The 23,464-nt window shown below is 72.3% G+C and carries 17 protein-coding genes; 13 read left to right on the top strand and 4 right to left on the bottom strand.

All coding sequences use genetic code 11. The annotated features are described in order from the left end of the window. Positions 1–9: 9 nt before the first annotated feature. The 3 genes from lipA to AB9M23_RS06115 all read right to left on the bottom strand — a co-directional run bounded on the left by lipA (position 10) and on the right by AB9M23_RS06115 (position 2,216). Positions 10–999: a lipoyl synthase gene (lipA, locus tag AB9M23_RS06105; protein WP_372423368.1), complete on the bottom strand. Its 990-nt coding sequence runs from the start codon at positions 997–999 to the stop codon at positions 10–12. A gap of 132 nt (positions 1,000–1,131) precedes the next feature. Then, on the bottom strand, positions 1,132–1,386 hold the full coding sequence (locus AB9M23_RS06110) for a GlsB/YeaQ/YmgE family stress response membrane protein (RefSeq protein ID WP_372423369.1): 255 nt from the start codon (positions 1,384–1,386) through the stop codon (positions 1,132–1,134). Between the two features lie 89 nt (positions 1,387–1,475). Next, a complete protein-coding gene (locus AB9M23_RS06115; protein ID WP_372423371.1) occupies positions 1,476–2,216 on the bottom strand; it encodes a TspO-related membrane protein in 741 nt (246 codons plus the stop codon). 139 nt (positions 2,217–2,355) lie between these two features. On the opposite strand from AB9M23_RS06115, the gene AB9M23_RS06120 reads away from it, so the two are divergent. Together AB9M23_RS06120 and AB9M23_RS06125 are read left to right on the top strand one after the other, a co-directional pair. Continuing rightward, complete coding sequence (locus AB9M23_RS06120) at positions 2,356–2,850, top strand: MarR family winged helix-turn-helix transcriptional regulator (RefSeq protein ID WP_372423373.1); 495 nt, start codon at positions 2,356–2,358, stop codon at positions 2,848–2,850. A gap of 64 nt (positions 2,851–2,914) precedes the next feature. Continuing rightward, positions 2,915–4,078: a WD40/YVTN/BNR-like repeat-containing protein gene (locus tag AB9M23_RS06125; RefSeq protein WP_372423374.1), complete on the top strand. Its 1,164-nt coding sequence runs from the start codon at positions 2,915–2,917 to the stop codon at positions 4,076–4,078. An 18-nt stretch (positions 4,079–4,096) separates the two neighbouring features. Here AB9M23_RS06125 and AB9M23_RS06130 read toward each other — a convergent pair whose 3' ends face one another. Continuing rightward, the gene (locus AB9M23_RS06130) at positions 4,097–4,510 is read right to left on the bottom strand and encodes an SH3 domain-containing protein (protein WP_372423376.1); all 414 of its coding nucleotides are present in this window, start codon (positions 4,508–4,510) and stop codon (positions 4,097–4,099) included. A gap of 101 nt (positions 4,511–4,611) precedes the next feature. Here AB9M23_RS06130 and AB9M23_RS06135 point away from each other — a divergent pair, with 101 nt between their 5' ends. The 11 genes from AB9M23_RS06135 to AB9M23_RS06185 all read left to right on the top strand — a co-directional run bounded on the left by AB9M23_RS06135 (position 4,612) and on the right by AB9M23_RS06185 (position 23,460). Beyond that, a complete protein-coding gene (locus AB9M23_RS06135) occupies positions 4,612–5,139 on the top strand; it encodes a DUF2269 family protein (RefSeq protein ID WP_372423377.1) in 528 nt (175 codons plus the stop codon). A 100-nt stretch (positions 5,140–5,239) separates the two neighbouring features. Further along, on the top strand, positions 5,240–7,633 hold the full coding sequence (locus AB9M23_RS06140) for a tetratricopeptide repeat protein (RefSeq protein WP_372423378.1): 2,394 nt from the start codon (positions 5,240–5,242) through the stop codon (positions 7,631–7,633). Positions 7,634–7,816: 183 nt separating this feature from the next. After that, the gene (locus AB9M23_RS06145; protein ID WP_372423380.1) at positions 7,817–9,706 is read left to right on the top strand and encodes a trypsin-like peptidase domain-containing protein; all 1,890 of its coding nucleotides are present in this window, start codon (positions 7,817–7,819) and stop codon (positions 9,704–9,706) included. 14 nt (positions 9,707–9,720) lie between these two features. Next, positions 9,721–11,031, top strand: coding sequence for a hypothetical protein (locus tag AB9M23_RS06150; protein WP_372423382.1), 1,311 nt, complete (start codon positions 9,721–9,723; stop codon positions 11,029–11,031). Between the two features lie 28 nt (positions 11,032–11,059). Next, positions 11,060–14,185: a virulence factor SrfB gene (locus tag AB9M23_RS06155; protein ID WP_372423384.1), complete on the top strand. Its 3,126-nt coding sequence runs from the start codon at positions 11,060–11,062 to the stop codon at positions 14,183–14,185. Between the two features lies 1 nt (position 14,186). Beyond that, positions 14,187–16,925, top strand: a complete 2,739-nt coding sequence (locus tag AB9M23_RS06160; protein WP_372423386.1) for a virulence factor SrfC family protein — start codon at positions 14,187–14,189, stop codon at positions 16,923–16,925. A 10-nt stretch (positions 16,926–16,935) separates the two neighbouring features. Then, positions 16,936–18,060, top strand: a complete 1,125-nt coding sequence (locus tag AB9M23_RS06165; protein WP_372423388.1) for a hypothetical protein — start codon at positions 16,936–16,938, stop codon at positions 18,058–18,060. Between the two features lie 14 nt (positions 18,061–18,074). Next, positions 18,075–19,967, top strand: a complete 1,893-nt coding sequence (locus tag AB9M23_RS06170) for a vWA domain-containing protein (protein WP_372423390.1) — start codon at positions 18,075–18,077, stop codon at positions 19,965–19,967. Between the two features lie 7 nt (positions 19,968–19,974). After that, entirely contained in the window at positions 19,975–20,691 is a 717-nt protein-coding gene (locus AB9M23_RS06175) for an ABC transporter ATP-binding protein (protein WP_372423391.1), read from the top strand. After that, positions 20,688–21,890: an ABC transporter permease gene (locus tag AB9M23_RS06180; RefSeq protein ID WP_372423393.1), complete on the top strand. Its 1,203-nt coding sequence runs from the start codon at positions 20,688–20,690 to the stop codon at positions 21,888–21,890. The genes AB9M23_RS06175 and AB9M23_RS06180 overlap by 4 nt, the downstream gene beginning before the upstream one ends. Then, complete coding sequence (locus AB9M23_RS06185) at positions 21,880–23,460, top strand: formylglycine-generating enzyme family protein (protein ID WP_372423395.1); 1,581 nt, start codon at positions 21,880–21,882, stop codon at positions 23,458–23,460. The genes AB9M23_RS06180 and AB9M23_RS06185 overlap by 11 nt, the downstream gene beginning before the upstream one ends. The last annotated feature ends 4 nt before the right edge of the window (positions 23,461–23,464 follow it).

The following is a 23,464-nucleotide window of genomic DNA, read 5'->3' on the forward strand; positions in this document are numbered from 1 at the left end:
GAGAGCGGATCAGCGGCCGAGCCTGGCGAGGCGCGCGGCCTTGAGCCGCGCGAAGTCGTCGCCCGCATGGTAGGAGGAGCGCGTCAGCGGTGACGCGGAAACGAGCAGGAAGCCTTTCGCGTAGGCAGTCGTCTGGTAGGCCTTGAACTCGTCCGGGGTCACGTAACGGATCACCGGATGGTGCTTGCGAGTCGGCTGCAGGTACTGGCCGATCGTCATGAAGTCGACCTCCGCCGAGCGCAGGTCGTCCATCAGCTGCAGCACCTCGTTGCGCTCCTCGCCGAGCCCGACCATGATCCCGGACTTGGTGAAGATCGTCGGGTCCAGCTCCTTCACCTTCTGGAGCAGGCGGATGGAGTGGAAGTAGCGCGCGCCGGGCCGCACCTTCAGGTACTTCGATGGGACGGTCTCGAGATTGTGGTTGAACACGTCGGGCCGGGCCTTCACCACGACCTCGAGAGCGCCGGGCTTGCGCAGGAAATCGGGGGTGAGCACCTCGATCGTGGTCTTCGGCGAGCGGACGCGAATCGCGCCGATCACCTGCGCGAAGTGCTCGGCGCCACCGTCCTCGAGGTCGTCGCGGTCGACGGAGGTGATCACCACGTGCTCGAGGCCGAGCTTCTCCACCGCGATGGCGATGTTCTCCGGCTCCGCGCGGTCGAGCGCCTGGGGCATGCCGGTCTTCACGTTGCAGAAGGCGCAGGCGCGGGTGCACGTGTCGCCCATGATCATGAAGGTGGCGTGCTTCTTCGACCAGCACTCGCCGACGTTCGGGCAGCCGGCCTCCTCGCAGACCGTGACGAGCCCGTTCTCCTTGACGATCCGCTTCGTCTCGGCCCAGCCGGGCGAGCCCGGCGCCTTGACGCGGATCCAGTCGGGCTTGCGCTGGAGCGGCTGGTCGGGCCGATGCGCCTTCTCGGGATGGCGCGGGCGCGCGTCCTTCGCGAGGCCGTCCTTGGCGCGGGTGTCCTTGGCGAGGAGGTCGAGAACGACGGTCATGCTCTCCCGATCCGGCTGGCCGCGCGGGCCGGCGCCCGCGCGGAACTCATCGTGGCCATGATCTAGGGCCTCGCGGGGCAAGACGCAAATCCCGCGCGGCAGCGGACCGCAGCCCCGGCCGCGGCCGGGCGCTCAGCGCACGCTCCGGCCCTTGATCAGGCCCAGGATCCACAGGAATACGATGGCGCCGATGGTCGCGACGACGATCGAGGCGAGGTTGAAGCCCTGCGAATAGGAGAAGCCGAGCAGCGAGGCGATGAAGCCGCCGACGAAGGCGCCGACGATGCCGACGACGAGGTTGGTCAACAGGCCGTGGTTCCGGCCGGTGATCTTCTCGGCGATGAAGCCGGCGATGATGCCGACGACGATCCAGGCGATGATGGACATGGGTTCGTGATCCCTCGAGCGTTGGGGAAGCGGGAGTCTGCATCCACGCAACGTCGCGGAAGCTCGGGCGTTCCCGCTGCAGCGCGATATCAGGCGCGGGCGTTGCGCCAGCCGAGCCCCGCGATCGCGGCGGCGCCCGCCAGCGCGAGGGCGACGACGCTCCACCCCGCGCCCCAGTTCGCGACCGCCACGGCGACGAGGGCCCACACCACCGCGACCGCGTAGAGCGGGATGGCGGGGACCCGCGTCAGCACCAGCCCCGCGGTGACGAGCGCGCCGAGGAGGCACGCCACCGCCCAGCCCTGCGCGCCGAGCCAGAGGCCGAACCCGGCCCCCAGGAGCCCTATCGAGACCCAGGACGCCGCCGTGAGCCAGCCCGCGTAGAGCGCGACCGGCGCCCGCAGCAGCCAGCGCTCCGTCTCCGGGGTGCGGGCGAGCGCCACGAGCGCAAGGGTCAGCATCACCCAGATCAGCACCGTCGCCCAGATCGCGCTCGTCTGCGCCACCCCGAGCCAGGCCGCGCCGACGATCAGGCTGCCGGCGAGCTGCCAGCGTGGGCGGTCCCACGCGCGATCGTCCCCGCGGCGCACCAGCCCGAACGCCGCGGAGGTCAGGAGCCACAGGTAGATCGGCCCCCAGATTCCGAACGCGTAGCCCGCCGGCTGTACCGGCGGATCGACCTGCGGCACGGGGAACAGGTCCGGATCGAAGCCGGCGAAGGGAAACGCCAGCGGCGCCGTCGCGAAGGCGAGCGCGGCGGCGGCGACGAGCACCGCCTTCATGCGGCGATTGTCGGCCGCGCCGTCTCGCGGAGGGGCGGGTTCGGGCATCGTGGGGCTCCTCCCCGTTGGCGGGCACGACCCGAGCGATGGACCGGATGGGCCGCGGACGCAAGCGTCTACCGCGTCCCCCGCCACGCGGCCCGCCATCGCCGTTGCGCCGGAGAGTGCCTGTTGATATCAACATAAGATGCCCGGCACCGACCCCGATCACCTCGCGCCCATCTACCTGGAGCCAGACACCGTCCGCCACGTCGCGTCGACGTGCCTGTGCCTGCATGCGCAACGGGCGGCGCGGGCGCTGGCGCGGCTGTTCGACAACGCGCTGCGGCCGCTCGGGCTCACGAACGGGCAATTCTCGCTCCTGATGGCGCTCAACCGCTCCGACCCGCCGACGATCGGCGCGCTCGCGCCCTTCCTCGCGATGGACCGCACCTCGCTGACGGCGGCGCTGAAGCCACTCGAGCGCCGGGGGCTCGTGCGGGTCGAGGCCGGCGCGCGGGATCGGCGCAGCCGGGTCGTGGCGATCACGCCGGACGGCGTCGCCCTGCTGCGCGCGGCGCTGCCGATCTGGCGCGACACGCACACGCGGCTGGACAGGGCGCTCGGCGACGGAATGCCGGACCGGCTGCGGGAGGGCTTGCGGGAGCTTCCGTACGCCGCCGCGGCGGGAGCCGACGGATGAGGCGCGGGCACGATGCCGGCTCGCGAGCCGGCGTGCCAGCGTCTCCAACACGGGAGGAAGCGCCATGGCGCGAGGTGAGATCCGCGTTCTCGTCGGTACCACGAAGGGCGTCTTCGTCGTCTCGGGGCGCGACGAGCGCACCGCGTGGCGGGTCGACGGACCGTTCTGCGACGGCTGGCCGATCAATCACGTGATCGGCGATCCCGGAACCGGGACCCTCTGGGCCGGAGGCGGCGGGGCCTTCCACGGCGCTGGCGTCTGGCGCTCGCGGGACGGCGGCGAGACCTGGGAGGTCGTGCGGCTCTGCGCCGGCCAGATGGACGCCTGGGCGGCGAGCGACGCGGAATTCGCCGCGACGATCGGCTGGACGGACTCGCCACTGCCCTTCGGCGAGGCGTTCTCGCAGGTGTGGAGCCTGTGCTTCGCCCACGGCGCGCTGTGGGCCGGCACGAAGCCCGCGGGCCTCCTCGTCAGCCGCGACGGCGGGGAGACCTGGGCGCGCGTGGAGAGCCTCACCGATCATCCGTCGGCGCAGACGTGGAACCCGGGTGCGGCCGGCCTCGTGCTCCACACGATCGTGCCCCACCCGACCGATCCCGCGAAGCTGTGGATCGGCATCTCGGCGGCCGGCGTCTTCGCCACGGAGGACGGCGGGGCGACGTGGGAGCGGCGCAACCGCGTCTCCAACGCCGAGGCCTGCCACGGCCATACGCATCCGGCGGCGCCACGCGACGGCGAGATCGGCCACTGCGTCCACAACATGATGCGCGCGCCCGGCGAGGCGGACGTGCTCTACCAGCAGAACCACCATGGCGTCTGGCGCTCCGCCGATGGCGGGCGAAGCTGGGACGACGTCACGTCGGGGCTTCCCTCGACCTTCGGCTTCCCGATCCGCGTCCACCCGCAGGACGCGCGCACGCTCTGGACGTTCCCGCTCAACGGCGACAGCGCCGGACGCTTCCCCCCGGGCGCCGCAGCGGCGGTCTGGCGCTCGCGGGACGGCGGCGCGACCTGGACGGACCTGCGCACCGGCCTGCCGCAGACCTCCTGCTACTTCACCGTCCTGCGCCAGGCGATGGCGGGCGACGCGCGCGAGCCCGCCGGCGTCTACTTCGGCACGAACTCGGGCTCGGTCTTCGCCAGCCGCGACGAGGGCGACCGCTGGGAGGAGATCGCGCGCCACCTGCCGACCATCCTGTCGGTGGAGACCGTGGAGGTCGGCGGCTGAGCGGGACGGGCGCGCGGCTCAGCCGGCGACGACGTGCACGTAGCGCGAATGGACCCAGCCGTACTCGCAGGGGCCCGTATAGGGCTGGCGAACGGGCCAGGGCGTGTGGACGCCGCACCCGGACGTGTCGCGCGTCCTGGAATAGACGACCGCGTACCACGGGCCGTCCTCCCCGCAGATCGCGACCTGCTGGCCGTTGTGGACCCGGTCGATCTCGCGGTACTGCCGGCCGCCGGGGCCGCTTCGGACGGAGAGGAAGCCGTCGCCGTTCGGGTCGAGGCCGACCACCTGGCCGATGCCCCAGCACCCGTCGAGGAAGCCGTCGCCGCCGACCTCGACGGGCACGTCGATCCGTCCCTGCCCGCCCGCCGGGAGGGGGAGGGTCAGGAGCCCGGCCAGCGCGACGCAGGCGATCAGGGTCGTTCGATCCATGGCGGTGCCCCATCCGCGGGCCCGCGCGACCCCTGCCGCGCGGCTCTTCCCGCGCAACGCGGCCCGCCCTACACTCCATTGCTACCACAGCGGACGGACACATGCGCAAGCTCGTCAAGATCCTGCATACGATCGCCGCCGGCGGGCTCATCGGCGGGCTCGGCGCCTATGCCGTCCTGCTCGTGGCGGGGCCGCAGGAGACCGCGGACGCCTATGCCGACCTGCGCCAGTCCATCGCCGTCCTGAGCAACTGGGTCGTCCTCCCCTCGCTCGCGGTCGCCCTCGTCTCCGGGCTCCTCTCGATGATCGTCCATCGGCCGTTCCAGGACGCAGGCTGGGTGTGGATCAAGGCGGGGCTCGGCATCCTCATGTTCAAGGGCACGCTGACCATCGTCAGCGCCAAGGCCGACTACGCGGCGACGATGGCCGCGCGGATGGCGGCCGGAGAAGCGCCGCCGGACGCGCTCGCCGACATGATCCGGCTCGAATGGGGCACGCTCGCGGTCGTCTTCGCCATCGCGGTGGCGAACGTCGTGCTCGGCATCTGGCGCCCGCGCCTCGTGCGCCTCCCCGACGCGGGACGCCGCGGGCGTGGAACGCCGGCTGCCTCCGGCGAGGCGGCGCGTTAACCACGACGATGGTCCTGCGAAGAATCGTTTCGTCCCGTCTCGCCCTGTGCGGCGCAGCACGCTAAGCTCGTTAACGCATCGTTAACGATTGGAGCTTGCGATGAGGCGGCTCGAGGTCGAGAGGGACAAGCGGGTTCCGGGCGGACGCGCGTGGCTGGTCGTCGCCGGCCAGCCCGCCCCGGCTCGCCTGATCCGCATCAGCCGCGACGTCGCCGGCGCTCCGTTCCTGGGGCCGGACGGGTGGTCGTCCCGGCGCGTGGACCTGCCGGTCGGCGGCGCCGTGGTCCAGGACGGGACGCTACGCATCCCGCTCGGTCCCGACATCGTCGATCGGATCGCCGAGGACGAGCTCGTCCGCATCGCTCTGCCCGAGCTCGGCATCGAGGAGGAGATCGTCTGGCCCGCGATCCCCGCCGCGCCGCGCTCGAGCGGCCACCGGATCGTCGAGCCGACGGCCGAGGCGCGGGTCCCGCCCCCGATCGACACAAGGCCGGCCACGCCGCCGCCTTCCGTGGCGGAGCCTTCCTCCGCTCCCGTGCCGGACCGGTCGCCGGGGACCCCGGACGACCCGACGCCCGGCGGGTCCGTGTCCGGCGCGGCCGACCAGAACGCCGTCCGCGCCGCCGATGGCGACCGGGCCGATGTCGAACGAGCCGATCGACGGCGCAGCGACGCCGACGTCCCCCGCCCGCCGCCGCACCGCCGGCGGCGGGCGCTCGCCGCGGCCGCGCTCCTCCTCGCCCTCGGCGCCCTGGCGATCTTCGCGCTCGTCGCCCTCGTGCCGCTTGAGGCCGAGCGCGCGCGCGTGGTCTTCACCGGGCCGGCCGGCGGCCCGTTCACGCCGCAGGTCCACGAGGCGGGCCTGCGCCGCGCGGCGTCCGTGCGCTGGCTCGAGCCCCACGTCCTGCGTGAGGCACCCCTCCTCGATACGCCGACGGCGGATCCGGCGCTCGACCTCGCGCTGGCCGAAGGCCCGGCGCTGGGCTGGACCCTCGCCGTACGCCCGGGCGCAGAGGCGGTGCTGCTCGACACCGGCACGCACGACCGCTCCATCCTGCTGGTGGAACGTCGCCTCGGCATCGAGTTCCCCGTCACGATCCCGGTCCGCTTCGTGGTCGAGGCGGGCCCCGCGCAGATCGTGACGGACCCGGCCGACGGCATCGTCTTCCGCGGCCCCGTGGGCGGACCGTTCGTCGCAGCCGAGGATCGCGTGCGGCTGTCGAACCCCGCTCAGCGCTCCGCCGACTGGGAGGTCGCGAACGCGCCCGGCTGGCTCGTCGTCGACGGCGCGGGTGGACGGCTCGAGCCGCGCGCGCGGGCGGAGTTCGTCCTCGCGACGGCGCCGGCGGCGGCCACGCTGCAGGCGGGGACGCACAGCGGCACGCTCGCGATCGCCGAGGCCGGCGGACGCCACACCCATCTCGTGCCCGTGCGCCTGGAGATCACGCCCCCGCGCGTGGGTCTCGAGCCCGACGTCATCGCCTTCTCCGGCGAGGAAGGCGGCCCCTTCACGCCGCTCGCCGGCGAGTTCCTGGTGTCGACCGATGCCGCGCGCGTGCGCTGGCGCATCGTCGAGGGATCGGGTGCCTGGGTGGCCGCCGCGCCCGCGGACGGCGAGACGGCCGACGCCGCGCCGGCGCGCATCCGCGTCACGCCGTCGGACGCGGCCCAGGCGCTGCCCCCGGGCACCTACGAGCGGCGCTTGGCGGTCCTCCTCGACGGGGGCGCGACGATGGCGCGAACCGTGCGGCTCGTCGTGAGACCCCGCCCGGACTGGGCGCTCGCCTGCGACGGCTCCGCCGGCTTCCGCTTCGACGGCGACCGTCCGGACGGACGCCCGTTCATGGACGACTCGGCCTTCCTGGACGCCGCGGCGCTCGAGGAGGGCATCGGCGCCTGCGGGCGCGTGGCGGGAGCCTCCCCGGAGGATGCGCGCCGCACCGAGGTCCAGCTCGGACGCCTCCTCGCGGAGCGCGCCGTCCGCAAGGCGCGACGCGGCGACCGCGCGGGTGCCGCGTCGGACATGAGGCGAGCGACGGACCTCTGGCGCAGCGCGGCGCAGCGCGGATCCGCCTACGCCATGAATCTCCTCGGTGCGCACGCCGGAGGCACCTTCAACAGGGCGGCGGGCTACGCCTTCGTCACCCCGGACCGGGCGCAGGCGACGGAATGGTGGCGGCGCGCCGCCGAGCGCGGCAACGTCGTCGGGCAGTCCAACTACGCGGTGGAGCTGCTGCGGGGCGAGGTGGTTCACCGAGACGTGCACCGCGCCCTGACGCTGCTGCGGGCCGCCAGTGCCCGGGGCTATACGCGCGCGACCTTCGTGCTCGGCGAGGCGCTCTACTACGACTATCCGAGCGAGGTTCCCGAGGACGTGGTGACGGGGCTGCGTCTCCTCCAGCAGGTCGCCTGCGCGGAGCCGGCGGCCATGGAGGTCATCGACCGCGAGATCGCGCGCGGGCGGCTCACGCAGCGAAATCGACCGCGCTGCTGAGATCACGACCGAGGGGGAATTCGAATCGTGGCGATTGCATGGCGGGGACGCCTGCGGTTAAGGTTCGCTAAGGAAGGCACGGGTCGACTGCACGTTGGCCCATCGTCGACCCGAAAACCAAAGAGCACGGCGAGATGCAGGTATCGTCCGCTGCCTCGATCACGCCGACGGGGGCCGTCGTCCATGCCGGAAAGCAACGTGTTCGTGCGCGGCAACGCGCTGAGCGGTCTCAGCGAGACCCAGGTCGGCGGCGAATCGGTCCTCGACACCTACGAGCGTGTCATACCACGCCTGCGTGCGCTCGCCGGGGATGAAGCCGCGGCTCTGTTCGCGCGGCCCGCGGTCATGCGCGGCAACGGCGAGACGCAGACGAGCGTGTCCTGGTACGTGCCGCGGGCGGGCGCGGTTCGAGCCTGGTCGGCGCTCTCGGCCGACGAGAGGATCCAGGTCGGTGCCGAGATCCGCAGCCGGCTCGACCGGTTGCGTGCCGCGTTCGACGACCCGGAAATAGGCGACACGGTGCAGAGCTGGCTCGCGATCCCCTCGCTCGAGCAGGACCTGGTGCTCGTCGGCGGCGAGCCGCATCTCCTCAACTGGGGCCTCGTGCCCGAATCGGTCGCAGACGACGCATCGGCGCGCCACGCGCATTTCCGCCGGACGCTCGGCCTCTTCGGCGCCGAGGAGACGTCGTCCCCGCGGATCGGCTCGCGTGCGCCGTCGGCCGGGGTCGCCGCGGCGGCGGGCGTCGCCGGGATGGCGGCGAGCGGAAGCGCCGCGGCGGCGCCCGCCGCCGTCGGCGGCTCGGCCGCGCCCGGCCCCGCCGTGACGCCGCCGCCGCCGCCGCCGCCGGACGGGAACGACCCCGTCGCCGTCACCGAGGTGCGCTCGCGCACATGGATCCCGGTCGCGATCGCGGCGGGTATCGCCGCGCTCGTTCTCCTCATCCTGCTCATCCCCGGGGTGCTGCGCTACGACCGTGAGGCCGCTGCGGTCGCGGCGGCGCCGGCGCTCGACGAGGCGGCCCGTGCGCAGGCGCGCGAGAGCCTGCGCCAACGCATCGCCGAGCTGCAGCGGGCGCTCGAGGAGAACGTCTGCCGGCCGCTCGATTCGCCCCCCGGCTTACCCGGCCTGCCCGCCCTTCCCGGCCCCGGTGGCGGGCCGGCGGCGCCGGCGAGCCCGGACGGCACGCCCGCCGCGCCGCCGCAGCCCCTCGTCCCCCCCTCCCCGGCCGCCCTGCCGCCGCCCGTGGACACGCAGGTCGCAGGCGCGCCGTCCACGCTGCTCGAGTTCCTCGACCGGGGCACCGCCCTCGTCGTGGCGCCCCCCGTCGGCGGCAGCGGCGGCGAGGTCTCGATCGGTTCGGCCTTCTTCGTCAACGATCGCCAGCTCGTCACGAACCGCCACGTGGTCGAGGGCGCGGACCCGAGCCGGGTCGCCGTGATCTCGAACGCCATGGGCCGGCTCGTGCCGGCGCGGGTCGTCGCGGCGAGCGCGCAGGGGGATTTCGGCGCCGCCGACTTCGCGGTCCTGGAGGTCGAGGCCGCGCCGAACCGGCAGGTGCTGACCCTCGCGACCCCCGTCGAGCGTCTGCAGAACGTCATCGCCGTGGGATATCCCGGCTTCGTCATGCAGACCGACGCCGCCTTCCAGCGCCTGGGCCAGGACGGCGCGAGCATCCCCGATCCCGTGGTGACGCAGGGCTCCGTCGTCGCGCTCCAGACGAGCGCGAGCGCGCTGCCCCTCGTCGTCCACACCGCGACGATCGCGGGCGGCAACAGCGGCGGGCCGCTCGTCGATTCCTGCGGGCGCGTGGTGGGGGTCAACACGTTCGGGCGCTTCGAGCGGGAGACGCTGCTGCGGCTGAACTTCGCCCTGGGCATCGAGGGCCTGCGCGGCTTCCTGGACGCGAACGGCGTGGCCTACGCGACGGCGGAGGACGCCTGCGCCCCGGCCGTCGTCGCGCAGGGTCCGGGCGAGTCACCCGGCGGGGCTCCCGACGAGCCTCCCGGCGCGCCCAGCGAGACGCCTCCCGCCGAGCCCGTCGACGCCCCCGTCGACGCTCCGCGTCCCTGACCCGGCGGCCCGCGATGGACACGATCCGCATCGCCGCAACCAAGCTCGAGGGCCTGCGCCCCCTCGGCGGCCCCGGCGACCGCAACCACGCCTCGCTGCGCGACGTGATCGCCGCGCGATTCGGCGAGGAGCACGCCCTGCTGCTCGCCGAGCCGGTGCCGAAGCAGGACGGCACGCAGATCGACTGGTACGTGCCCGGCTCGCGGCGCGCGATGCCGCTGCAGACGCTGCCCGAGGCGGAGCGCGCGGACGTCGAGTCCCGCCTCGCCACCACGCGCGACGAGATCCTGGCCCACGCGGACTCCGTCGAGCGCACCGGTCCCGCCGGCGCGGCGCTGGCCAAGGCGCTGCGCGCGGCGATGGTCGTACCCGGCCCGCAGAGCATCTACGCGGTGCCCGTCGAGGGCGGCGGCTACCGTCCCGTTCTCGTCGCCTGGGCCTATGCGACGGACGGGGAGACGCCTCGCTATGCCGGCGACGTGATCGCGCGTACCTCCCCGCGAACGGCGGCTTCCGCCGCCGGGACGGAGGCGAGCGGCGCCGGGCCGGCGACACCCGCGCCACCGGCCGCGATCGGGCCGGGAACGGTGGTGGTCGTGCAGCGCGAGACGCCTTGGGCGTGGCTGCTCTGGCTGCTGCTCGCGCTGCTCGTCGCGGCGATCCTGTGGCTGCTCCTGCGCAGCTGCGGCTTCGGGCCTGCTCCCCTCGCCTTCCTCGACTTCTGCCGGCCCGTCGTCCAGGCGCGCGCCGCCGACGACGCGGAGACCGGTCGTCTCGTCGACCTCGTGCGCGATCTCGAGCGCCAGGTGGCCGCGCACGAGGCCGATTGCCGCCTGCGGGCCGCCGCGGTGCCGCCGGCTCCGGCACCCCTGATCGTCCAGGAGGAACAGGAGCCCACCCCGCCGGCTGAACCGACGATCGAGAACGAGATCCGCGACCGGGCGCGGCGCGAGGGCGGCCAGGAGGGCGCGCTCGAGATCACGCTCGCCTGGGACGGCCGCCCGGATCTCGACCTGCGCGTCGAGTGCCCCGGCGGCGGCGCCATCGCCTTCAACGCGCGCACCTGCCCGGGTGCCGTGCTCGACGTGGACATGAACGCCGGCGGCTCGCGCACCAGCGATACGCCGGTCGAGCACGTCTCCTGGCCGCAGGGCGAGCCCCCGACGGGCACGTTCCGCATCGTGGTGACGCATTTCGCGCCTCACGGCGATACCCGGGCCCAGGTCCCGTTCCGCGTGGTCGTCACGGACGGCGGCCGCACGGCGATGAGCGTGGAGGGCCGCGTCGCGCGCGGCTCCCGCGAGACCTTCACCTACGAACGCTGAAGACGATCGAGAACGAGGCGCATCCGAAATGCTCGTCAAGCCGGTGAACCCCAAGGAAACGATCGTTCTCGCGCCCCATTCCGGGGTGCAGTTCGTCGAGTATGCGATCGATTTCGATGCGGTCGGGCGCTTCAGCCGGCGCTTCATCGAGCGCAAGTATCCCGACGAGGTGGTCGACGGCGACGTCGTCTGGCGCATCTTCCGCGGCTGGAGCGAGGAGAACCCACGCGAGGAGTGGGAGGACCCGCACAACCCGGTCCGGGAGGACGACGAGGTCTACGAGATCAACCGCGAGAAGGCGCTGGAACCATTCCTCGGGCGCTGGGTGCCGGTCCCCTATCTGCGCATCCGCCCGGGCCGCGGCGCGGACGGGCGCGAGTACTACGACAAGGGGCCGACCAACTGGGCGCGCGTGCGCGTCGTCGAGGATCGCACGAAGAGTCCCGGCGAGGGCCCGCGCCATCTCGCGATCTTCGCCTTCGACACGGAGCTCGCGCCCGAGCGCGACACGCTGGAGGGCGCCACCCCGTTCCCCTATACGGCGCCGATCTACGCCGATGCCGAGAACCCGCACGAGTTCAAGTTCGTCTCGCAGATGTCGCTCCTCGGCTGGTTCCTCGGCGACCCGCAGGAGGTCGAGGGGCTCGACGAGCGGGTGGACTATCAGGCCTGGGTGCTCGACTGGGTACGCGACCTCTTCGTCGCCTTCAAGAAGGCCTCGAAGAATCGCACCGAGCTGCGAGAAGGCGACCTGCCCTACAAGCTGGAGCATGCGGCGCGCTGGTTCGCCTTCATGGAGCTGTTGAACGAGGCCGTGCCGGTGCAGAACGTGCGCCTGGCCGACACGATCTCCGAGCAGCTCGCGGTGAAGCCCATCGACGTCGACCTCGTGCTCGACGTCGGCAACAGCCGCACCTGCGGCATCCTCATCGAGAAGCATCAGGGCGGGGCCGACCTCTCGGACGCGCGGGTACTGGAACTGCGCGACATCGCGCGGCCGGAGCACGTCTACGCCGAGCCGTTCGAGAGCCGGGTCGAGCTCGCTCAAGCCTGGTTCGGCGACGACTTCACCTCGCGGCAGTCCGGGCGCTCGCGGGCGTTCTACTGGCCGAGTCTGGTCCGCGTCGGGCCCGAGGCCAGCCGGCTGCGGGCGCAGCAGGAGGGCACCGAGGGCGTCGGCGGCATGTCGAGCCCGAAACGCTACCTGTGGGACGTCACGCCCGTGAACCAGGAATGGCGCTTCCCAAAGGGCGACTACGGCAAGGACGGGATCGGCCCGCCCGTCGAGCGGGCGGTGCGCTCGATGGTCAACCCGATGGGCGACGTGCTCAGCCAGCTCGCGACGCGCAAGGCGGACCTGAAGCTGTTCGACACGCTCCACGGCGGGCGCCGCAAGGCCGAGCTGCGGAGCAAGATGGGCGCGCGCCTCACCTTCTCGCGCTCGTCCTTCTACACGCTGATGCTCGTCGAGGTGATCTGGCAGACCTGGGTGATGATCAACTCCGAGCGCTTCCGCGGCGAGCGCCGGGAGAAGGCGACGCCGCGACGGCTGCGCCGGATCGTGCTCACGCTGCCCTCCGCGACCCCGGTCCGCGAGCAGCGGATCATGATGGCGCGGGCGAACGCGGCGATCGACCTGATCTGGGACCTCACCGGCTGGCGCCAGAAGGCGCCCCCCGGGGTCGTGCCGCCGGTCGTCCAGGTGGCGTGGGACGAGGCGACCTGCGTCCAGTTCGTCTGGCTCTACGGGCAGATCGCCCGCAACTTCGGCGGCCAGATAAGGGAGTTCTTCGAGCTCGTCGGCCGCCCGCGGATCCGCTGCGAGGCCGACAAGGAGCCCCCGGCCGACCGCAGGCCGGAACCGTCGCTTCGCGTCGCGAGCATCGACATCGGCGGCGGCACGACCGACCTGATGGTGATCACCTACTTCGAGGACGACAACACCCAGATCAACCCGGTCCAGACCTTCCGCGAGGGCTTCCGGGTGGCGGGCGACGACGTGGTGCGCGCGATCATCGAGGCGCTCGTCCTGCCGGCGATCGCCGACTCCATGGCCGAGGCCGGCGTGCGCGGCGCGCGCGAGATCCTCACCACGAAGTTCGCCGGCGGCCGCGCCGGCGTCTCCGAGCAGGAGAAGCAGCTGCGACGGCAGTTCGTGCTGCGCGTGCTCGAGCCCGTCGCGCTCGGCCTGCTCCATGCCTACGAGCAGGCGGGGGCGGACGCCTACGAGACCGTCGAGACGCGCCTGCTCGTCGACTTCCTGCCCGACGGGGGCGAGGGCCCACCCGACGCGATCCGCGGCTTCGTCGAGGACGCGGCTCGGGCCGCCGGAGGGGACGGGTTCGACATCCTCTCCGTGCCGGTCTCCCTGGCCTTCGGGGCGATGCGCGCCGCGATCACGGCCGAGCTCGACAAGGTGTTCGACAACATCGCCGAGGCGGTCCACCACTTCGACTGCGACATGGTGCTCGTCTCCGGGCGCCCGTCGCGGCTGCCGGCGGTGATGGAGATGCTGATCGACCGGCTCGCCGTGCCGCCGGACCGGGTGCTTCCGCTCCACGCCTTCCGGGCCGGAGATTGGTATCCCTTCCGCGGGCGAGACAACCGCAGCATCGCCGACCCGAAGACCGCGGTCGTCGTCGGCGCGACGCTGTGCCTGCTCGCCGAGCATCAGCTGCAGAACTTCCGGCTCGCGACCGAGAGCATCCAGATGCGCTCGACGGCGCGCTACATCGGCCGGCTCGAGCTCGGTCGGCAGCTTCGCGAGGAGAACGTACTGTTCCGCTTCTCGGACCTGGAGAAGCCCGGCGCGGCGCCCTCCGCCACGCTGCGCTGGTTCGCGGTCATGCAGCTGGGCTACCGCCAGCTCCCGTTCGAGCGCTGGCTCGGCTCGCCGCTCTACCAGCTCTCCTACGAGGCGTCGGACCGGCCCGAGCCGCCGATCGAGGTCACGCTCGAGCGCGAGCCGCCGGATGCCGATCCCGAGACCGCCGACGCGCGCCTCGACGCCGAGGCGGCCAAGGAGGACCTGCGCCTGACCGACGCGTCCGACAAGTCGGGTATGGGCGTCAAGGCGAAGATGAGCCTCACATTCAGGACCATGCCGGTGGGCGACAGCTACTGGCTCGATACCGGCGTCGTGAAGGTGCTTTGAGATGACCAACCCGGCCAAGATCTCACCCGAGGCGAGCACCCTGTCCCAGGCGGCGCGCGCGATCGCGGACGCGGGCGCCGACGCCGTGGGCTGGGTCGCCGATCCCGACAACGAGCGCACGATCGGCGACCTGCGCGGCACCGTCGAGCGCGAACTGCGCAAGGGCGTCGTGCGCGCCCGGCGCCTCGCCGAAGCGGCGCAGCGGCCGATGTCGGTGGCCGTCTTCGGCGCGAGCCAGGTGGGCAAGTCGCACCTGATCTCCGTCCTCGCGCGCAAGGGCGACGCACTGCTCGTGCAGTTCGACGGCATCGCCGAGCCGATCAACTACATCGAGCGCATGAACCCCGACACGGGCAAGGAAGCCTCGGGCCTGGTCTCGCGCTTCACGGTGCGCCCGCCCTCCGGCGGCCCGGCGCCGGCGGGCCATCCCGTGGCGCTGCGGCTCCTGAGCCACGCGGACGTGATCAAGATCATCGCCAACTCCTACTTCTTCGAAGGCACTCCCGGCCGCTACGAGGATTGGCCCGAGGCCTCGGAGATCGACGCCCACGTGGCCCCCTTCCTCGACGCGTCCGGGCCGGAGGGCCGTGTCGGCCTGACGATGGAGGACGTCTGGGACATCGGCGACTACTTCCAGCGCTACATGCCGGAATCGGAGTTGACCAAGCGCCTGGGCGCCTATTGGGAGGTGGCCGCGCGGGTCGCCCCGCGCCTGCCGCTGGAGCGACTCGGGCCCTTCTTCTCGATCCTCTGGGGACGCCACGACGAGCTGACCCGGCTCTACCTGTCGCTCGTCGGAGGGCTCGCGCAGCTCGCCTTCGTCGCAGACGCCTTCGTGCCGTTCGAGGCGGTCGACGTGCGCGGTCCGGTCAAGAGCATCCTCGACGTGGAGGCGCTCGAGACGCTCGAGAGCCCCGAGGCGCCGATGCTGAGCGTCATGGCGGGCCCCGGACGCGCAGTCCAGCTGCCGCGCCCGATCGTCTCCGCGCTCACCGCGGAGCTGCGCATCACCATCCTGGAGAAGCCCTGGGACTTCCTCGACGACACCGATCTCCTCGACTTCCCCGGCTATCGCGGGCGCGGCCTGCCGGCCGCCGACTCCGAAGACGGCTCCGGTCCCAAGGGGCTCGCCCGCCACTTCCAGAACAACCGGGTCAAGACGCTCAACGACATGCTGCTGCGCGGCAAGGTCGAGTACCTGTTCCAGCGCTACGTCGCGGAGCAGGAGATCACGGCGATGCTGCTCTGCGCCAAGGAGAGCAACCTCGACGTCAACAAGCTGCCGGACGTCGTCGCGGCCTGGGTCGCGGCGACCCACGGGGCGCAGGCCAAGGAACGCCGGGACAAGCCGCCGCTGCTCTACTTCGTCTTCACGCGCTTCGACATGCACTTCGAGCAGAAGCAGAGCGACCGGTCGCTCGGCCTCGACAAGCGCTTCGAAGGCCGGATGAAGGCGTCCCTGCTGGATTCCTTCGGCAAGGCGCCGGACAGCTGGGTCCAGCAATGGACGCCGGGAACGCCGTTCTCGAACTGCTTCCTGATGCGCAACCCCAACATCCAGAACGAGGCGGTGTTCACCTTCGACGCCGACAAGCGCGAGACGGGCGTCCTTCCCCAACGCGAGAGATTCATCGACGAGCTTCGCTCGGCGTTCGTGTCCGTCCCGGCCGTGCAGCGCCATTTCGCGGACCCGACGCTGGCCTTCGACGAGATGATGCGCCTGAACGACGGCGGTGCGACATTGATCGCGCGCTCGCTCGCCCCCGTGTGCAACCCGCAGGTCAAGCTCGCGCAGGTGCGGGATCGCCTCCGGGCGGTGCGCGACCGGATGCACGAGGAGGTGGGGCGCTACTACGTCTCGACGGACGTCGACGAGCGGATCGCCGAGCGCACGGCCGTCGCCGACAAGGTCATCGACGAACTCTACCATTGCGAGGATCTCGGGCGCTTCGGCTCGCTCGTCCGCGGGCTGACGATCGACGCCGGCACGCTCGCGGATCGCTTCCACTACGCCCTGACCTGGCACGAGCGGCAGCCGGCCGCGAACGGCGGGGAGCGCCCGGCGGCGGCCACGCCTTCGCCCGAGCGCCCGCGACCGGGCCGCGTCCGGCCGGGCCAGACCGCGCCCGTCGCCGCCGCGCCCGACGCGACCGCGTCGGCGAGCGCGCAGCCGCAGGAGCGTCGGCGCACGCGCCAGGCGATCCTCGCCGAGGCGGCGCAGAAGGCGTGGCTCGAGCGCATGTACGCGCAGACCGAGACGCCGGCCTTCTGCAGCCGGATGGGGATCGCGTCGACGACGCTGCGCGAACTCGTGGGCGAGATCGCCGGCGCCGCGCACCGCCTGAATCTGAGCGCCAGGCTCGCGGAGAAGCTCACCGTCTTCGCCCACGAGGAGCGGCGCGACGAGCTGATCGCCAAGGCGGCCGTGCTCAGCGAGCACGTGCTCAACCGCTTCGTCTCGGATCTCGGCTGGCGCGACACGCCGGCGGCGGAGCGCCCGACGGTGACGCTGCCCGACGGCGGCGCGCGCACCGTCTTCGCCGAGCGCGCGGTCGCCTACCTCGCCGAGAGCCTGACGGCCGAGCCGGTCCCCTTCCGCCAGTCCTATTTCGACGACTGGATCTTCGGCTTCTACCAGATCGTCCAGGACAACGCGCGCAGCGGCGAGGGCGGCTTCGTCAACGTCGCGCAGAACGCGCGGCTCGGGCGCATCATCGACGTCCTCGATCAGGCTCTGTGAGGCGCGCGGCATGAACGTCCCGGTTAAGGTCACGCGCGATCCACGACGGCCGGCAGGCTTCGCGCACATCGAGATCGCGGCCGCCCTGCCGGAGGGCGCGCCGATCCAGATCACGCGCGAGCATCCCGCCAAGCCGCATCTCGGACCGGCGGGCTGGCAGGCGCAGAGCCACGACATGAAGCCGCTCGGCGTCGAGTCGACGGACATGGGCGTGCGCCTGAGCGTAGGACCGGAGGTCGTCAACGAGATCGAGGAGTACGAGCAGATCACCATCGCGATCCGCTCGATCGGCTTGCAGGCGCAGGTCGATTGGCCCTCCATCCCGAAGCTCGCGCGCGCCTCGTCCGCGCAGGGTCCCGTCGCCGCGGCATCGGCCGCGCCGGCGCCGACCCCCGCTCCGGCCGCGTCCCAGGCGCAGCCCGCACGCGGTCGCGATGGCGACCCGGTGATCGAGGACGAACCGCATGTCCGCGATCGAGGCTTGGACGACCGGGATGGGAACGACCGTGACGGGGACGACCGTGACGGGGACGACCGTGACGGGGACGACCGGGATGAGGACGACGCGTTCCGCGAGGAGGACGAGGGCTACGAGGAGGAGGACGAGAGAAAGTCCTACAAGGGGCTCTTCATCGCCGGCGCCGTTGTCGCCTTGTTCCTCGCGGTCGCCGCGATCGTCTTCCTGCCCGGGCTGATCGGCTCGGACGACGAAGTCGTGGTCGAGGACACGACGCCTGCCGTCGCTCCCGCCCCGGCGGGCCCCGGGCGCAGCGCGCGCGACGAGATCCTCGACCCGACGACGACGCCGGAGCGGCTCTTCGAGCTCGGTCGGGAGCAGCTTCGGGCGGACCCGCCGGACGTCGACCTCGCGGCCGCCGCGATCGAGCGCGCCGGGCGCGAGGGCCTCGGCGAGGCCGCGATGTGGATGGGCGAGACCTTCGATCCGCGCCTTTCGCTGTGGGAGCGCATCGAGGCGCCGGGCCCCAACGCGTCCGCGGCCCTTCGCCACTACACGGCCGCCCGCGGCCAGGGGGAGGCACGGGCCGCCGAGGAGATCGCGGCGCTGTGCGCCTGGCTCTCCGAGAGGCCGGAGGCCGACGACCCGATCGCCCGCGAAAACTACTGCGAGAGCTAGGAGGAGAAACGTCGATGCTTCGCACCGCCCTGTTGCTCGCCGGACTGGTGACGGCGCTCGTCGCCGGCTCCCCGTCCATCGCTCGCGCGGACGCGCCGCTGTTCATGGACGGCGCGGAGACCCTCTACCAGAAGGTGATCACCCGCACCGGTGCGCGCATCCACGGCGCGCCCGACGCCGGCACGGCCGCAGCGGAGCCGCTCGACCCCTTCACGATCCTCTACGTCTACGAACGCCGCGGTGACTGGCTGCACGTGGGCGAGGACGACGACGGCGCCGAGGGCTGGATCCCCGCCGATCGCGCGATCGACTGGAAGCAGACGATCGTCGTGGCCTTCAACGACCCGGCGCTGAACCGGCGCGAGCGCACCCTGCTGTTCCGATCCCGCGAGGCGCTCGAGGAGACGATCTGCTGCGAGGACGTGCTCACGCGGGTGACCGACCTGCGGACCGCGGCCGTCGCCGACGCGCTGGCGCCGGACGCGCCCGTGGTTTCCATCGAGCCCGAGCTTCACGTCGACATCGACGACGACTTCTACATCTTTCCCATTCTGCAGGCGGAGCAGCGGGTGTTGCACTTCGGCGCGCGCGGGCGCATGCTGGAGGTGGCCTCCGTGGCCCTCCAGGAGCCGAGCGATACCGAGCAGGGCGAGTTCCGCGCCGGCGTGGTGTTCGTGATCGACACGACGACCTCGATGGGTCCCTACATCGAGGGAGTCCGGCGCGCCGTCGACCGCATCCGGGGACGGCTGATGGACTCCGAGATCGCCGACGCCGTGCGCTTCGGCCTCGTCGGCTTCCGTCAGTCGGACGCCGTGACCCCGGCGCTCGAGTACCACACGCGCACCTATCTCCCGCTCGCGGAGGACTCGACGGTCGATCGGTTGAGCGCGCAGCTCGCCACGATGCGCCCCTCCCGTGCGGCGAGCCCCGGGTTCGCCGAGGACTCGCTCGGGGGCATCGAGGAGGCCGTCCGCACGGCCGATCTCTCCGCCTTCCAGGTCAAGTTCCTCGTGCTGATCACGGACGCGAGCCCGCGCTCGCCCGAGTACGGCGACACGCTGACGGCGATGCTGCCCCCGGAGATGAACGCGCGCCTGCGCTCCGCGGGCTTCCACCCGCTCGTCTTCCACCTGACCACGCCGCAGGGCGGCCCGGATCATTCGCTCGGCCGGCGTGCCTACACGCAGCTCGCCCGGGTCGAGGTCGACAGCTACTATCGCGAGATCCAGGGCGGCGACGTCGCTCGGTTCACCGGGCTGATCGACGGCATATCCGACCAGATGGTTGGTCTCGCATCGGAGACCAGGCGCAACGGCGTGGTGGCGGACGCCGACCCGAACGACGACTCGGACGAGGCCCGCCTCCGGCGCAGCTGGCGCGCCATGCAGCTCAGCTACCTCGCGGGCGACCCGCCCGACGTGTTCCGTGCCTGGATGATCGACAAGGCGCTGGAGAACCCCCGCCGCGACGCGCTCGACATCCGCGTGCTCATGACCAAGAACCAGCTCGCGACACTGTTCGAGATGGGCGAGCGGATCATCGACACCGCGCAATCGGGGCTCGACCGGCTCGACCCGGACGGGTTCTTCACGAGCCTGCGCGAGGCGGTCGTGCTTCTCGCGCTCGATCCCGACCGGCTCGCCCGCAGCCAGATCGACTCGCTCGGGGACGCGCTCGGCGAGTACCTCGCGCTCCTGCCCTACGACAGCCCGATCACCTCACTGACCGAGGACACCTGGAACCGGATGACGGGAGGGCAGCAGCGAGACCTTCTGGAGACGCTGCGCTCCAAGGTCGCCTACTATCGCCGCCTGCACGACACGCCCGAGCTGTGGATCGCGCTGCGACCCGATGCCGAGGACGGCGAGCGGGTGACCACGATCCCCCTCGCGCGTATGCCGTGAGGGACCGATGTCGCTGCTCGCCGTGCGCAATGCGATGCGTATCCTGACGGATGGTCGACGCACCTTCGAGGTGTGGATCGAGGATCTCGTGCTGGGTCCGGGCATGCGCAAGGCGATCGTCGGCCCGTCCGGGTCCGGCAAGACGACGGCGATGGACATGCTCGCGCTGGCGAGCGCGCCCGACGGCTGCGACAGGCTGGTTCTCCAGGAGACGGGGCGCCGCCCCGTCGACCTTCTCCGGTATTCGGCCGGCCGGCTCTCGCGGGTACGCGCCCGGCGCTTCGGCTACGTGCTCCAGACCTCGGGTCTCCTCCCCTTCCTGACCATCGGGGAGAACGTCGCGCTGCCGCAGCGGCTCGCCGGCCGCGGCGATCGCCGCGAGATCCGCCGGCTGCTCGCCGCCCTCGACCTCGACGTGCCGCTTTCCACCATGCCCTCGGAGCTCTCGGTCGGCCAACGCCAGCGCGTGGCCATAGCCCGCGCGCTCGCCCATCATCCGGACTTCGTCTTCGCCGACGAGCCGACGGCGGCGCTCGATCCGGCGAGCGCGGCGCGCGTCATGCACCTCCTGACCGAGCTCGCGGCTCAGCGGGGTGCCGCCGTTCTGGTGATCTCCCACAATGTCGAGCTGATGGAGGCGCACGGCTTCGAGATCCTCCCGGTCCATTTCACGACCGAGCAGGATCGCAGCTGGAGCTTCATCGGCGAAAGGGTCGCGGCATGATCGTCGGCGCCGGGCTCGGTCTGCGCGCGATCCAGCGCGACCGCACGATGGTGGTGTTCACCGCCGTCGCGCTCGCGGCCGTGCTCGGCCCGTTGCTCGTGCTCCTCGGTCTCAAGAACGGCGTCGTGGGTGCGCTCCTGCAGACGCTTCGCAACGACTCGCGTTCGCTCGAGATCGTGTTTCGCGGCCAGTCGACCATCACACCGGCGCAGTACGCGCGCATCGACGCGCTGCCGGGCGTCGGCTTCCTCATGCCGGACATCGGCTCCATCACGGCGAGCGCGCGCTTCGCCGCGGACGAGCGCTCGCCGCTCGTGTCGGGTCAGGCTTGGCCGACGGCGGCGGGCGACCCGCTGCTGCCGGAGGGCACGCCGACGCCGGGGCTGGACGAGGCGATCCTGTCGGCCGGCCTCGCGCGACGGCTCGGCGTCGAGGCCGGCGCGCGCATCCTCGTCCTGCGCGAGCGGCAGAGCGAGGCGGGTGCGGAGGATCGCCTGGTGATCCCGGTGCGGGTCGCCGGCGTCGCCCCCACGAGCGCGGTCGCGGGCGAGCGCGCCCTTCTCGCCTGGGAGACGATCGACGCGCTGCAGGCCTTCATCGACGGCTACGCCGTCCCGCGCTACGGCGTCGGCGGGCGCGATCCCGCCGAGCGGCCGCCGGGCTACGTGCGCATACGCCTCTTTGCCTCGGATCTGGAGGCCGTCGGCCCGCTCGCGGCGGCGATGGAGGCGATGGACTTCGCCGTGACCTCGCGCGCGGACGAGGTCTCCGGCGTGCTGAAGCTCGACCGGGACCTCGCCACGCTCTTCACCCTGATCGCGAGCATCGGCGCGAGCGGATACCTCGTCTCCTTCTGGGCGAGCCTGTCCGCCAGCCTGGCGCAGCGCCGGCGCGAGCTGAGCCTCGTGCGGCTGATGGGCGGCAGCGGTGGGGACCTCGTCGCCTTCGCGCTGGTGCAGGGGATCGCGATCGCGATCGCCGGCGTCGTCCTCGCCTTCTCGATCTTCGGCCTCCTCGCGCTGCTCATCAACCTGCGCTTCGCCGTGGAGATCGCGGGCGCCGGGCCGGCGTGCTTCCTCACCGGGCTCGACATCCTCGTCGCCGCCGCCGGCTCGACCCTCGTCGTCATCCTCGTCACGGCCGGCCTCGCCCGCTTCCTCGTTCGGATCGCGCCCTCGGAGGTTCTGCATGAAGCCTAGTGCGCTGCTCGTCGCCGCCGGTGCCGGTGTCCTCGTCCTCACCGCCGTCGCCCTCCTCGCGCCAGCCGCGGCCCAGCCTGCCCCGACGTGGCCGGAATGGGTCTGGAACCCCCGGCCGGATCCCGACGACGTGATGCTGCCGATGCCCTGCGGCGGGGCAATGGCCTTCCGCGTCGTGGAGACCGGCTCGTCCGGGGTCCTGGACGACCGCCGCGTCATCCTCGGCCGCAACGACGAGGTCCGCGCGGTGCAGGACTTCCGGCGCGAGGCCCATGTCGACGGTCCCTTCGCGAAGGGCGACCGGTCGTACTACCTGATCGGCAAGTACGAGGTCACCGAAGCCCAGCGCGACGCGGTGAGCGGCACCTGCCCCGCGCAGCCGAGCCCGATGCCCGCCACGAATGCGAGCTGGTACGACGCCGTGGCGTTCACGCGCGCCTACAGCACCTGGCTCCTCGAGAACGCGGCGGACGCCCTCCCCTCGGCGGAGACCGGCGTCGCCTTCGTGCGCCTGCCGACGGAGGCCGAGTGGGAGTTCGCGACCCGCGGCGGCATGGCGGTGGGGCCGGAGGTGTTCCGGGCCGACGTCTTCGCGGACCTCGTCGACAACGTCGCCGAGATCTGGTCCCCGGGCAACCAGCTGCCGCTCGCCATCGGCGGGAAGGATCCCAACCCGCTCGGTCTCTACGACGTGCTCGGCAACGCCGAGGAGATCGTGCTCGAGCCGTTCAGGCTCAATCGCGTCGGACGCATGCACGGCCATGTCGGCGGCTTCGTCGCGCGCGGCGGCTCCACGCGCGACCAGGCCGAGGTGATCTCCAGCGCGAAGCGGAGCGAATATCCGTTCTTCGAGGCGCACGACGGAGTTGCGGCGGAATCGCGCCGCGACACGCTCGGCTACCGCGTGGTCCTCGGAGCGCCGGCCATGGGCGATCTCGCGAGCGCGGACAGCCTGGAGCGCTCCTTCGCCGCGCTGCGCGACGCCGGAGAGGCGCCGACGGCGGAGGCGGCGCCGCGACCCGAGGTCGAGCTCGAGGCGATCGCCCGCCAGCAGACGGCGGGCCTGCGCAACCAGATCGCGGAGGTCGTCGCGGAGCTGCGTGCCGAGGAGGCCCGGCGCCGGGAAGCCGACCTGCGCAGCGCGAGCGCGATGCTCTTCAGCGCCGCGACGCTTCTCAACGAGCTCGACGAGACCGGCGAGACGGTGGAGTTCTTCAGCTACGAGAGCGAGAACAACCCCGACCTGTCGCCGGACCTCGCCGCCGAATGGGCCGAGCGGGCGAACAGCAACCTCGCCCATTTCGGGCGGGTCGGCTCGGCCTATGTGACCGTGCTGCTGCAGCTGGGAGACGAGTTCGGCGAGCAGCTTCCCGCCGCCTTCGATCAGCTCATGCGGGACCTGGCGACGCGAGACCAGATCGCGACCTTCGGCGCGCTCGTCGAGCGCGCGCACTCGGACGCAGCGAGCCTCGGCGACGGCACGCAGGACACGCGCAGCGTCCTCTCCGGGATCCTCGAGCGATCACGGGCGGAAGTCGAAGCCAACCGTCCGGGAGTGAACTCGCCTTGATTCT

Origin of the sequence: Salinarimonas chemoclinalis, from assembly GCF_041514305.1 — a bacterium.
GTDB classification, from domain to species: Bacteria; Pseudomonadota; Alphaproteobacteria; order Rhizobiales; family Beijerinckiaceae; genus Salinarimonas; species Salinarimonas chemoclinalis.